Raw genomic sequence first — 12,379 nt, forward strand, 5'->3', positions numbered from 1 at the left:
TCGACTCCTCTCGGGCGCGCTTTTCTTTCGGGAAGTGGCTCAGCTTGGTAGAGCACCTGGTTTGGGACCAGGGGGTCGCAGGTTCAAATCCTGTCTTCCCGATATTCCCAAAAACTTGGGGCCTTAGCTCAGCTGGGAGAGCGCCTGCCTTGCACGCAGGAGGTCAGCGGTTCGATCCCGCTAGGCTCCACTTTATTTATTATATGTCTCGGAGGTATACCCAAGTTCGGCTGAAGGGATCGGTCTTGAAAACCGACAGGCGGTGAGAATCGCGCGGGGGTTCGAATCCCTCTACCTCCTCCATTTTCTTTTTAAATGGTTTAGATACATATAATAATAAAATTTTTATTTTTTCCTTCATGGAGGTATACCCAAGTTCGGCTGAAGGGATCGGTCTTGAAAACCGACAGGCGGCGAGAGTCGCGCGGGGGTTCGAATCCCTCTACCTCCTCCATTTTTTAAAAAACATTATATTGTCGCGGGGTGGAGCAGCACGGTAGCTCGTCGGGCTCATAACCCGAAGGTCACAGGTTCAAATCCTGTCCCCGCAACCAAATGGTCCCGTGGTGTAGTGGTTAACATGCCTGCCTGTCACGCAGGAGATCGCCGGTTCGACCCCGGTCGGGACCGCCATTTATGTTGGCTCGGTAGCTCAGTCGGTAGAGCAGAGGACTGAAAATCCTCGTGTCGGCGGTTCGATTCCGTCCCGAGCCACCATTTTTTTATGCCGACTTAGCTCAATTGGTAGAGCAACTGACTTGTAATCAGTAGGTTGGGGGTTCAAGTCCTCTAGTCGGCATCCTTTAGGGGCATAGTTTAAAGGTAGAACTGAGGTCTCCAAAACCTCCAGTGTGGGTTCGATTCCTACTGCCCCTGTAAAAGTGTATGGGCCTATAGCTCAGCTGGTTAGAGCGCACGCCTGATAAGCGTGAGGTCGATGGTTCGAGTCCATTTAGGCCCACCATATATTATTCCGCAGTAGCTCAGTGGTAGAGCTATCGGCTGTTAACCGATCGGTCGTAGGTTCGAGTCCTACCTGCGGAGCCATGGCCCGTTGGTCAAGTGGTTAAGACACCGCCCTTTCACGGCGGTAACACGGGTTCGAATCCCGTACGGGTCATAAAAAAAAGAGTCAGCATATTGCTGACTCTTTTTTTATTTTGTGGAATCCTCCTTTATCAACTGATTTTCCTGAAATAAATAAAGGGATTTAGGAAAAGCTATGGTATGTATAAAAAGGAGGAGACAAAAATGACACGAGTGAGAGACTTTATGAGTACTGATGTTGTACATTGTACACCGCTAGACAATGTATATGAGGCTGCTGTAAAGATGAAAGAAGAATCGATTGGATTGATTCCGGTTGTTGAAAATGAGCAAGTTGTTGGTCTTGTTACGGATCGAGATTTAGTTGTTCGAGGGATTGCTGAGAAACATCCTGGATCTAATAAAATTACAAATGTAATGACAACAAACATTGTTTCAGTTTCTCCAGATGAACCTATTGAAAAGGCTACAGAGTTAATGGCACAGTATCAAATTAGACGATTGCCAGTAGTTGAGAGTGGTCAACTCGTTGGGATGTTAGCACTAGGAGATTTAGCTATAAAAGAATCGGCAGATGATCAAGCGGGATTTGCTTTAAGTGAAATATCAGAGCATACGGAATGAAGTGAGACTTTAATTAGTGGAATAAGTTACGTATAAAAATCAGATACATTATTCTAGTATATAGGGTTAAGCTAATATGTTAGCATGATGTATCTGAGCCATTATATAATAAGTATACAGTTAGTAATTTCAACAGTTTATTTAAATTTGTCATTCCTAATTTTAAATAAGAGAAAAAATGATATACTGATAGATATAAGTATTATGATAGATTTCGAATATAACAATATTTATTGTTAATGATGTAATAATGGATTAATATTTCCTATGTAGACAAAAGGGAAGGGGAATTATATGAGGGCTATACAGCGCGATCCAAATTGGAATTTGGTTACAGATACATATATAGAACCAAATAATTTCGCTGAATTATTTTCTTTACTTGTACCTTGTCATCCGAAAGGTGAAGGGAAAGAAAGAACTATATTAGTGTGGAAAGAAAAAGAATTTTATAAAGAAGAAAATTTAGCGGCATTTATCGTATATGGAATGGATAAAGCAAAAAATTTACCACAGTTTCATAAAGATGAAATTCCAACTTTATTACGTATTCTTCGTTTATGCCAAGAGATTGGCTGGTATGAAGAAGCAAATACTTTTATGGTAACTCAAGGCCTAGCTGAGTTTGTTCACACTTCATTGGAATATGAAACGTGGGATCTTTTGACACAAGCGGTTGCTTTAAACTATTTAATTATTAAATATCGTATTGGTGAATTAACTGATGAGGATGTAGCAATTTGGGATAGAGTTAAATTTAATGAGAAATGTATAACGGACTGTAAACATTTATTATCCCATAAAGAAGTATTAGAATTTACATTCTTTTATATGTGTAAGAGAGCTAAATCTCTATCAAAAGAGCAATTAAATAGTGATATGATGAGTCTAGCAATGTATTGTAATACTTTTGTATATGACTTATATACACATGACTTATTACGAAAATATCGTAAGTGTACAGACTTCCTATCATACTATGGACCTAGTCAAGCGGTGTTAGCTTGTCAAAGAGCTGTACTTTCTCAAATTTCAGATCGATTAGACCCACTCAAGACTACTCATGTAGATGATTATTTATATGTAATGAAAGATATGATGGAGCACATGACGATAGGAATAATGGATCGATATGATCATTTCATCGGAAAACTATTATCATATGTGCCATTTTTCGAAATGATTCAAGTTCCACAACATGCGTATTATTGTGAAGAATTATTGTATATTTGTAAGGGCATTGAATATAAAGAAGAAATATTACGCAATTATATATTTATACAATTACATGATTGTTTACCATCATTCTTTAAACTATTTCTTAAAAATAAGCGTTATGCAACAATTCATGATATTCTGTTCTATTGGTGTGATGATGAACAAAGAATGAGCTTAGAGAAAAAATATAATCTTAGCTTTATTTATGAAAAATATGCTTGCGGATAAAGAGCATTTTCTATATAAATTAAAAAGGATCTCAAGTTTATGTGAGATCCTTTTTTTATTAGTAAAGCAAGGAGAACGCAATTAAGACGAGAAATAACATTCCATAAAGGAGAAATTGTGCCGTATTACTTCCTTGTATACCAAAAAAAGTATTTATTTTTGTGTATAAATTCAATATATATTTTATCGGATTATCTTTGAAAGATCGGTACACAGTGTCTCCTCTTTCTAAGCTTCTTGTTCGTGTTTTTTGGTATTAGGGACATGAATGTATCTAGCTATGAATAATAAAACAGCCATAAAGAATACAGGAAATACGGTAGATAAATAAAAACCATTACTAATAATATTTGTTATTAGGGCACTTAATAGAAAGATGGCATTATATATATGAGCAATTTTTTGTTTTAGTTGTACTTGAAAGGATTCCATCATAATTTCTAAAGTAACAAAAGCAATGATAATAGATAAAAATACAGTGTTTGTATTGTAAATGATTAAACAACAGATTAAACCTAAAAAGGCGAAGTATTCAATTAAGAGAGGTATATTGATATTGCGTTGCATACAATTTACCTAACTAAATATGGCAGTGGGTTTACTGCATTTGTTTTTTCAAAATTCCATTCTCCATTGTGTAATTCAAAATGAAGATGTTGCCCGTATGAATGACCTGTGTTTCCCATATGACCTACTAATTGTCCAGCTTGTACTTGATCACCAGCTTGTACAGTGCGATCTTTCATGTGTGCATAGACTGTTGTATATAATTTCCCGTTTATTTGATGGGCGATGAACACAACATTGCCATAGCTAGCTGAATAATATGATTTCACAACTTTACCTGCAGCTGCCGCCTGGATTGAGACATTACCTTGAGCCGCAATATCTATACCATAATGCATTTGTTCCCAACGTATATCAAAGGTTGAGCTAATTCTTCCTTGAGTAGGGAATTTGAAAACTGCTGGAATGGAAGTAGGTTGAGCCGTTTGAGCTTGTGATTGCATTTGATTTTGCACCACATAATGTTTTGCCACGTATCCGTATCCTGTGCCAAAACGAATTTTATACCAAGTTCCTACAGTTTCCACTACTTGTATTTGTGTACCATTTTGTAATGAACCAAGTAGTGCACCACTTGTACTAGCGTTGCCACGTACATTAAGTTTAGGTGTTGCAACTGTGTATTTCGTATTAGTTTGAACTGTGATGCCTTTTACTAAAGGCTGTGAACCATTGGATACGAATGCTTTTTGTACGTAACCTGTTTTGCCATTATGTAAAATTTTATACCACTCGCCTTGTTCTTCTTGAATGGTAACGAATTTCCCATTTGGTAATACATCTAAAATTGAAGATTCTAAATTAGGTTCAGAACGAACGTTTAATGCATTGGCATTAACGATGTATTGATTATTAGATTGAAGTTTGTTTTTTAGTAGAATAGCATCTTTTTGTACGTAACCTACTTTATTATTAACAGATACTTTATACCAGCCATTAGTTGTTTCAAGTATGTTTACCTTCGTATTAAAGCGAATTGTATCAATTGATGAGCTATTTGCGTTATCTTTTGTATGTAAGGCTACTTGATCGACTTTGACATATCCAGTTTTCACATTAGATAATTGTTCAGCGTTGGCTGTTTGTACATTTGTTTCTCCCATAGAAGGAAGTAAAGAGGCAATTGCGACAGTAGTTGCTGTTAAAGCAGTAGCTTTCATATTCATATAATAGAGACCTCCTCTAGTTGTATAGTTGTAATTTTATTATAGTATAAAGATATAATATAGTGGGTGTATTCACATAAATGTAATATGAAATCAATATAAAAATAAATTTTTTGAGGATAATGATTCCTTTTTATCCAATTAATTAGGATAATAATTTCTAAGATAGAATATAAGTATTATATAGTTTTGTTATTTTGTTGACAATTGGGAAAATTAAAACAGTTGATGATGTCTTATTACGATGTTATACTGACAGTGTTAATTTCATAGTTTGCTAGGAGAGCTGGTGTTGCCAGCTGAGAGTAGGCCGTAAGCCTTTGATCCTTTTCATTACCTGATCTAGATTATGCTAGCGTAGGGAAGCAATTCGGACACTAATAATGAGTCCCCGTTTCTTTGCGTATAGAAACGGGGCTTTTTTGTTTGAAAATTTCATATTGAAACCACTAGGGGTGCTTGTTGTGCTGAGAGAGGAATAATCCTTAACCCTTACAGACCTGATCTAGGTAATACTAGCGAAGGGAAGTGGAACAACGAATAAATTATAATTTTATTTGCTGTAACCACTTCTTATTTAGAAGTGGTTTTTTATTTAGATATATAAATTGAAAGGGGATAGAGAAATGAAATTTTGCGATAGATTATTAGAAACTGTACAACCAGTTTGGGAGATGAGTCATAATCACCCGTTTGTAGTAGGTATGGGAGATGGCACGTTAGAAAAAGATAAGTTTCAGTATTATATTATTCAAGATTATTTATATTTGTTAGATTATGCAAAGCTATATGCGATTGGTGTTGTAAAAGCAACGAATCCACAAGTAATGGGGAAATTTGCTGAACAAATTGATGGCATATTAAATGGAGAAATGACGATCCATAAACAATATGCAAAAAGACTTGGTATTTCTATAGAGGAGATAGAATCTGCAAAACCATCTGCTAAAAATTTAGCCTATACAAATTACATGATGTCTGTATCTCAAAATGGCACACTTGCGGAATTAATAGCAGCACTTCTTCCATGTATGTGGAGTTACTGGGAAATTGGAAAGCGTTTAAACGATATTCCTGGAGCAAGAGATCATGAGTTCTTTGGTGAGTGGATTCAAGGATATAGTTCAGAAGAATACGGTAGCCTTTGTATTTGGTTAATAGATTTATTAAATGAAATGGCAGTTGGAAAGTCTGACAAAGAGTTAGATCGATTAGAGGAGATATTCCTATATTCCAGTCGATTTGAATATTTATTCTGGGATATGTCCTATCGTAAGGAGATGTGGGGATTTGAGGAGCAAGAACATACTACAGTTTCATAATGTTTCTTTTCATTATGATGAGAAAACAATCATCAATGAATTAAATGCTTCTATACAAGATAAAGAGTTTGTAAGTATTATCGGACCGAGTGGATGCGGGAAAAGTACTTTATTTCGCCTTATTACAGGTTTAGAAGAGGTGAGTACTGGACAGATAGAGCTGACAGAAACAAAGAGACATCCTGTAGGCTATATGCCCCAAAAAGATATGCTCCTGCCATGGAGAACGATTATTGAGAATGCTGCCCTGCCGCTAGAGTGCCAAGGTGTACAGAAGAAAGAAGCGCAAATAAAGGCAAAGGAACTGTTACATAAATTTGGTTTACAAGGGTATGAGACAAAATATCCGAAAGATTTATCTGGTGGTATGAGGCAACGCGTATCTTTCATTCGAACTTTATTAACAGGCGGGGAGATATTGTTGTTAGATGAACCGTTTAGCGCGTTGGACGCTTTAACGAAGGCATCTTTGCAAGAATGGCTGTTTGAACAATGGAAAGAGTGGGAAAAAACAATTTTATTTATCACTCATGATGTGGAAGAAGCGTTGTTTCTTTCTAATCGAATTTTAGTAGTAGAGCAGCAACCGATAACTACTTTAACCGAGAGGGTTGTACCACTTGATCGTAATCGAACAAGAAAAGATTTATATAAGCCTGAAGTGTTAGCGCTTAAAGATGAGCTTCTTAGTATGTTACAAAGGCAGGTACTCGTATGATGAACCGGTTGAAGGAGCTATTACCTGCCCTTACACTTACTAGTATTTTACTTGCCTTTTGGGAAGTAGGCGCAAGAATCGTAGACGAAATGTACATTTTACCGTCACCGTCTGCAATTGTGATGAAGATATGGAAACTAAAAGATATATTATTTACGGTTCATTTGCCGGCAACCTTATCCGTCGTTTTAATAGGGGTGGCTATTTCTATCGTACTTGGGGTAGGGCTAGCGATGTTAATGAATGCGAGTAATTGGATGGAGAGAGCATTTTATCCACTATTAGTTGCCTCACAAACGATTCCGATTACAGCGCTTGCTCCGCTCTTCGTTTTATGGTTTGGATATACGATTTGGAGTAAGGTTGTTGTTACTGTTTTAATTACGTTTTTCCCAATTGCGGTCAATACGTATGATGGACTACGCAGTACGAAAAAAGAATGGGAGGAGCTATTAGTTACGTATGGGGCAACGAAAAAAGATGTTTTTCTTAAATTAAAATTGCCGTCTGCTCTTCCTTATTTTTTCTCAGCTTTAAAAATTGCAGTTCCGCTTAGTGTAATTGGGGCAGCAATTGGTGAATGGCTCGGTGCACAAGCTGGGCTAGGGTATTTCAGTAAAAGAATGATGACGCAGTTAGACGGAGCAGGTGTATTTGCACCCATTGTATTGTTATCATTATTAGCTATTTTCTTCGTCATACTTATTTCGATTTTAGAAAAGAAATTTATTAGTTGGAGGAAGCATGCATGAAATTTTTAAAACGCATCTTTATGTTGACATTATTAGTTGCAATGATTACTGGATGTTCTAGTAATTCAGCGTCAGATAAGGGGAAAAAGGAAAAAGAAATAACGGTCATGCTTGATTGGTACCCAAATGCGGTACATAGCTTTATTTATGCAGCAATTGAAAAAGGCTATTTTAAAGAAGAAGGAGTAAAGGTGAATATAAAATTCCCTTCTAATCCGACTGATCCATTAACTTTAGCAGCTGCAGGAAAAGTAACGGTTGGCTTATATTATCAGCCAGATGTTGTCATGGCAAAAGCAAATGAACAAATTCCAGTGAAATCAATTGGAGCTGTCGTACGTTCACCATTAAATCATGTTGTATCGCTGAAATCAGCAGGCATTCAATCGCCAAAAGATTTAGAGGGGAAAACAGTTGGCTATTCTGGAACACCTTTAAGTGAGATGTATTTAAAAACGATGGTAAAAGAAGCTGGTGGTAATCCAGATACAGTGAAAGTAGTCGATGTTGGCTTTGATTTAGTACCGGCATTAATTACGAAAAAAGTGGATGCGGTAACAGGGGCATACATTAACCATGAAGTACCTGTTATGCGTCATGAAGGTCATGAACCAGCGTACTTTAACCCAGCAGATTACGGTGTACCGAATTACCATGAGCTTGTATTTGTAACAGGTGATAAAACGTTGAAAAAAGATAAAGAAGCGTTACAAGCCTTCTTACGTGGTACGAAAAAAGGCTATGATTTCATGAAGAAAAATCCAGATGAAGCATTAAATATTTTATTAAACCATCAAGAAAAAGAAAACTTCCCTCTTGTACCAGAAGTTGAAAAAGAGAGCATGAAAATTTTATTAGAGAAGATGGAAACGAAAGATGAGCCATTCTTATCGGATTCAAAAGAGTCATGGGAGAAACAAAATAAATGGCTGAAAGATAAAGGAATGACGAAAAAAATCGTTCCGGCTGAGGAATTATTCGAAAACATTTTAAAGTAGGCGAATGAATATGAAAAATGAGCTTCATGTAATCTCAAATGGTCACATGTCATTCGAAGAGTTAGTGAATGTAGCGATGCAAATTGAGAGTGAGATTGATTATTTGCATATTCGTGAGCGTGAGAAAAGTACGAAGGATTTGTATGAAGGTGTGGAAAGTCTTTTGAAGAAAGGCTTTCCAGCATCAAAAATAGTGATAAATGATCGAATTGATATCGCTATTTTATTAAACATTCCACGCGTGCAGCTCGGATATCGAAGCGCAAATGTAAGGTCAGTGAAAGAAAAGTTTTCTTATTTGCATGTCGGCTATTCTGTACATTCTTTAGAAGAGGCGATCGATGCATTTAAGAATGGAGCGGATTCACTCGTCTATGGTCATGTATTTCCGACAGATTGTAAAAAAGGTGTACCAGCGAGAGGGCTTGAAGAGCTTTCAGACATTGCAAAGTGTTTATCCATACCGATTACAGCAATTGGAGGAATCACCACGGAAAACACTAGGGATGTTCTTGCTAACGGTGTCAGTGGTATTGCTGTTATGTCTGGGATTATAAGTAGTAGTAACCCGTATAGCAAAGCGAAATCTTATAAGGAATCAATAAGAAAGTGGGCGGAAAAACATGTGTAAGAAGTATGATGTAGCAATAATTGGCGGTGGTGTAATTGGTAGTTCAGTTGCACACTTTCTAGCAGAAAGAGGGCATAAAGTAGCGATTATAGAGAAGCAAAGAATCGCATCTGAAGCTTCGAAAGCAGCTGCTGGTTTACTCGGGGTTCAGGCAGAATGGGATGCATATGACCCGTTATTTGAACTTGCTAGAGAAAGCCGTGCTATATTTCCACAACTTGCAGCAGTTTTACGTGAAAAAACAGGCATCGATATTGGGTATGAAGAGAAAGGCATTTATCGCATTGCCCAAAATGAAGATGAGAAGGAAAGAATTCTTCACATTATGGATTGGCAGCAGAAAACAGGTGAAGATTCTTATTTTCTAACGGGAGACCTTTTACGAGAGAAAGAGCCGTTTCTATCGGAGTCAATTATAGGTGCTGTATATTATCCAAAAGACGGTCATGTTATTGCACCGAAGCTTACGAAAGCATTCGCACATTCCGCATCAATTTCGGGTGCTGATATATATGAACAGACAGAAGTGTTTGATATTCGTATTGAAAATAATAAAGTGACTGGGATTGTTACAAGCGAAGGTATTATCGCGTGCGAGAAGATTGTGATTGCGGGCGGTTCATGGAGCACGAAGTTACTAGGTTATTTTCACCGCGAATGGGGTACATATCCAGTTAAAGGAGAAGTAGTAGCGGTAAGAAGTAGAAAACCACTTTTAAAGGCGCCTATTTTCCAAGAAAGATTTTACATTGCCCCAAAGCGTGGTGGACGTTACGTAATTGGAGCAACGATGAAGCCTCATACGTTTAATAAAACAGTGCAACCAGAAAGTATTACTTCTATATTAGAGCGTGCTTATACAATATTGCCAGCTTTAAAAGAAGCAGAGTGGGAAAGCACATGGGCAGGATTAAGGCCACAATCAAATCACGAAGCTCCTTATATGGGAGAGCATGAAGAAATAAAAGGTCTATATGCTTGTACTGGACATTATCGAAATGGCATTTTATTAAGCCCGGTTTCTGGTCAGTATATAGCTGATTTAATAGAAGGAAAGCAGGAGAATCACTTGCTAGATTCATTGCTTTCTAAACCGGTTTAGAAAGGGGATGGAAGTTTGAATTTAAAAATTAATGGTAATCAAATAAAAGTGCCAGAGAGTGTAAAAACAGTAGCTGAGCTACTTACACATTTAGAATTAGATAACAGAATTGTAGTAGTAGAGCGTAATAAAGATATTTTACAAAAAGATGATCATGCAGATACATCTGTTTTTGATGGAGACCAAATTGAGATTGTAACTTTTGTAGGAGGCGGTTGATTATGTTAAACATTGGACCATTTTCATTTCATTCTAGACTTTTATTAGGAACAGGAAAATTCCCTGATTTTGATGTACAGCAAAAGGCAATCGATGTATCTGAGGCTGAGGTTTTAACGTTCGCAGTACGTCGTATGGATATATTTGATGCAAAGCAGCCTAATTTATTAGAGAAACTTGATGTGAAAAAATATAAGTTATTACCGAATACAGCTGGAGCAAAAAATGCTGAAGAAGCTGTTCGTATTGCAAAACTAGCAAAAGCTTCGGGGCTTTGCGATATGATCAAAGTGGAAGTTATTGGTGATGATAGAACGTTATTACCTGATCCAGTAGAAACGTTAAAGGCATCTGAAATGTTACTAGAAGAAGGATTTATCGTTCTTCCGTATACATCTGATGATGTTGTATTAGCACGTAAATTACAAGAACTAGGTGTGCATGCAATTATGCCAGGAGCATCACCAATCGGTTCAGGACTTGGTATTGTAAATCCGTTAAATTTAAGTTTCATTATTGAACAAGCGACAGTGCCAGTTATCGTTGACGCTGGTATTGGTAGCCCGGCTGATGCGGCATTTGCGATGGAATTAGGAGCGGATGGTGTGTTATTAAATACTGCTGTATCGGGAGCAAAAGATCCAATAAAAATGGCACAAGCAATGAAATTAAGTATTGAAGCAGGACGATTAGGATTTGAAGCAGGTCGTATTGCACGTAAACGTTGTGCAACAGCAAGCAGTCCTTTAGAAGGAATGAGCGTGGTTGAATAATCGATATTCTCGCCAAGAATTATTTTCTCCAATTGGAGAAGAGGGGCAACGAAAGATAAGAGAAAAGCATGTACTCATTATCGGTGCAGGTGCATTAGGTAGTGCAAATGCAGAGATGTTTGTAAGAGCAGGTGTTGGCACAGTAACGATTGTTGACCGAGATTATGTCGATTGGAGTAATTTACAAAGGCAACAATTGTACGCAGAGAGTGATGTGGAAAATAATCTTCCAAAGGCTGTAGCGGCAAAAAAACGTCTAGCAGAGATCAATCGTGAAGTAAGAGTAGAGGCTCTCGTTCAAGATGTAACAGCTGAGGAATTAGAAGAACTCGTTACAAAGGTTGACGTAATTATTGATGCAACTGATAATTTCGAAACGCGTTTTATTGTGAATGATATAGCGCAAAAACATTCCATTCCATGGGTTTACGGAGCATGTGTAGGGAGTTACGGCCTTTCTTACACAATTCTTCCTAGTAAAACGCCATGTTTATCTTGTTTATTACAATCGATTCCGCTGGGCGGGGCGACATGTGATACAGCGGGCATTATATCACCTGCTGTATCTCTCGTCGTTTCTCATCAAGTAACGGAAGCTCTTAAATTGTTAGTGGAAGATTATGAATCACTTCGAGATGGACTTGTGTCGTTTGATGTGTGGAAGAATGAATATTCATGTATGAATGTGCAAAAGCTTCGTAAGCATAATTGTCCTTCGTGCGGAGAGAATGCGATATACCCGTATTTAAATAAAGAAAACACATCGAAAACAGCAGTTTTATGCGGGAGAAATACAGTTCAAATTAGACCACCTCATAAAGAGGAAATGGATTTTGAACGATACAAAGAGCTGCTGAATGATCGTGTGCATGATTTAAATGTAAATCCATATTTATTATCATTTTCTGTGGAAGAAAAGAGATTAGTTGCTTTTAAAGATGGTCGTGTACTTGTACATGGAACGAAAGATATAAGCGAAGCAAAAACAATTTATCATCGCTATTTTGGATAGAA

The 12,379-nt window shown here is 37.2% G+C and carries 13 protein-coding genes, 12 tRNA genes and 2 riboswitches; of the genes, 23 read left to right on the top strand and 2 right to left on the bottom strand.

Annotation, left to right across the window (positions count from 1 at the left end; genetic code table 11):
- Positions 1-28: 28 nt before the first annotated feature.
- The 14 genes from DM800_RS21940 to DM800_RS22005 all read left to right on the top strand — a co-directional run bounded on the left by DM800_RS21940 (position 29) and on the right by DM800_RS22005 (position 3,117).
- Positions 29-102, top strand: a tRNA-Pro gene (locus tag DM800_RS21940).
- 15 nt (positions 103-117) lie between these two features.
- Positions 118-190: transfer RNA gene (locus DM800_RS21945), tRNA-Ala, on the top strand.
- Positions 191-210: 20 nt separating this feature from the next.
- Positions 211-303 (top strand) — tRNA-Ser (locus tag DM800_RS21950).
- A 58-nt stretch (positions 304-361) separates the two neighbouring features.
- Positions 362-454 (top strand) — tRNA-Ser (locus DM800_RS21955).
- Between the two features lie 23 nt (positions 455-477).
- Positions 478-554 (top strand) — tRNA-Met (locus tag DM800_RS21960).
- A gap of 3 nt (positions 555-557) precedes the next feature.
- Positions 558-633, top strand: a tRNA-Asp gene (locus DM800_RS21965).
- Between the two features lie 8 nt (positions 634-641).
- A tRNA-Phe gene (locus DM800_RS21970) sits at positions 642-717 on the top strand.
- Positions 718-726: 9 nt separating this feature from the next.
- Positions 727-799: transfer RNA gene (locus tag DM800_RS21975), tRNA-Thr, on the top strand.
- A gap of 6 nt (positions 800-805) precedes the next feature.
- A tRNA-Trp gene (locus DM800_RS21980) sits at positions 806-876 on the top strand.
- Between the two features lie 11 nt (positions 877-887).
- Positions 888-964: transfer RNA gene (locus DM800_RS21985), tRNA-Ile, on the top strand.
- 8 nt (positions 965-972) lie between these two features.
- Positions 973-1,047, top strand: a tRNA-Asn gene (locus tag DM800_RS21990).
- A gap of 1 nt (position 1,048) precedes the next feature.
- Positions 1,049-1,120 (top strand) — tRNA-Glu (locus DM800_RS21995).
- Between the two features lie 131 nt (positions 1,121-1,251).
- Positions 1,252-1,671, top strand: coding sequence for a CBS domain-containing protein (locus DM800_RS22000; RefSeq protein WP_087985846.1), 420 nt, complete (start codon positions 1,252-1,254; stop codon positions 1,669-1,671).
- A 294-nt stretch (positions 1,672-1,965) separates the two neighbouring features.
- Complete coding sequence (locus DM800_RS22005) at positions 1,966-3,117, top strand: DUF3965 domain-containing protein (protein ID WP_088061960.1); 1,152 nt, start codon at positions 1,966-1,968, stop codon at positions 3,115-3,117.
- 228 nt (positions 3,118-3,345) lie between these two features.
- Here DM800_RS22005 and DM800_RS22010 read toward each other — a convergent pair whose 3' ends face one another.
- Positions 3,346-3,684, bottom strand: a complete 339-nt coding sequence (locus DM800_RS22010) for a hypothetical protein (protein WP_088061961.1) — start codon at positions 3,682-3,684, stop codon at positions 3,346-3,348.
- A gap of 5 nt (positions 3,685-3,689) precedes the next feature.
- Positions 3,690-4,850 (bottom strand): SH3 domain-containing protein, encoded by a 1,161-nt coding sequence (locus DM800_RS22015; protein ID WP_088061963.1) that lies wholly within the window; start codon positions 4,848-4,850, stop codon positions 3,690-3,692.
- Between the two features lie 269 nt (positions 4,851-5,119).
- A riboswitch (TPP riboswitch) is annotated at positions 5,120-5,231 on the top strand.
- Between the two features lie 60 nt (positions 5,232-5,291).
- Positions 5,292-5,394: riboswitch (TPP riboswitch) on the top strand.
- An 82-nt stretch (positions 5,395-5,476) separates the two neighbouring features.
- Here DM800_RS22015 and tenA point away from each other — a divergent pair.
- From tenA to thiF, 9 genes are read left to right on the top strand one after another with little or no spacing between them, the layout of a single operon-like run.
- Complete coding sequence (tenA, locus tag DM800_RS22020) at positions 5,477-6,172, top strand: thiaminase II (RefSeq protein ID WP_000666832.1); 696 nt, start codon at positions 5,477-5,479, stop codon at positions 6,170-6,172.
- On the top strand, positions 6,141-6,890 hold the full coding sequence (locus DM800_RS22025) for an ABC transporter ATP-binding protein (RefSeq protein ID WP_147787576.1): 750 nt from the start codon (positions 6,141-6,143) through the stop codon (positions 6,888-6,890). The genes tenA and DM800_RS22025 overlap by 32 nt, the downstream gene beginning before the upstream one ends.
- Complete coding sequence (locus DM800_RS22030; RefSeq protein ID WP_097890218.1) at positions 6,890-7,642, top strand: ABC transporter permease; 753 nt, start codon at positions 6,890-6,892, stop codon at positions 7,640-7,642. The genes DM800_RS22025 and DM800_RS22030 overlap by 1 nt, the downstream gene beginning before the upstream one ends.
- Positions 7,639-8,640, top strand: a complete 1,002-nt coding sequence (locus DM800_RS22035) for an ABC transporter substrate-binding protein (RefSeq protein ID WP_147787577.1) — start codon at positions 7,639-7,641, stop codon at positions 8,638-8,640. Before DM800_RS22030 ends, DM800_RS22035 begins: the two co-directional genes overlap by 4 nt.
- Before the next feature lie 10 nt (positions 8,641-8,650).
- Entirely contained in the window at positions 8,651-9,271 is a 621-nt protein-coding gene (tenI, locus tag DM800_RS22040; RefSeq protein WP_088061970.1) for a thiazole tautomerase TenI, read from the top strand.
- On the top strand, positions 9,264-10,373 hold the full coding sequence (gene thiO, locus DM800_RS22045; RefSeq protein WP_147787578.1) for a glycine oxidase ThiO: 1,110 nt from the start codon (positions 9,264-9,266) through the stop codon (positions 10,371-10,373). The genes tenI and thiO overlap by 8 nt, the downstream gene beginning before the upstream one ends.
- Before the next feature lie 15 nt (positions 10,374-10,388).
- A complete protein-coding gene (thiS, locus tag DM800_RS22050; RefSeq protein ID WP_088061975.1) occupies positions 10,389-10,592 on the top strand; it encodes a sulfur carrier protein ThiS in 204 nt (67 codons plus the stop codon).
- A gap of 2 nt (positions 10,593-10,594) precedes the next feature.
- Positions 10,595-11,365 (top strand): thiazole synthase, encoded by a 771-nt coding sequence (gene thiG / locus DM800_RS22055; RefSeq protein WP_000931990.1) that lies wholly within the window; start codon positions 10,595-10,597, stop codon positions 11,363-11,365.
- Positions 11,358-12,377, top strand: coding sequence for a thiazole biosynthesis adenylyltransferase ThiF (gene thiF, locus DM800_RS22060; protein ID WP_088061977.1), 1,020 nt, complete (start codon positions 11,358-11,360; stop codon positions 12,375-12,377). The genes thiG and thiF overlap by 8 nt, the downstream gene beginning before the upstream one ends.
- The last annotated feature ends 2 nt before the right edge of the window (positions 12,378-12,379 follow it).

Origin of the sequence: Bacillus sp. AY18-3 (assembly GCF_008042305.1) — a bacterium.
GTDB lineage: Bacteria > Bacillota > Bacilli > Bacillales > Bacillaceae_G > Bacillus_A > Bacillus_A wiedmannii.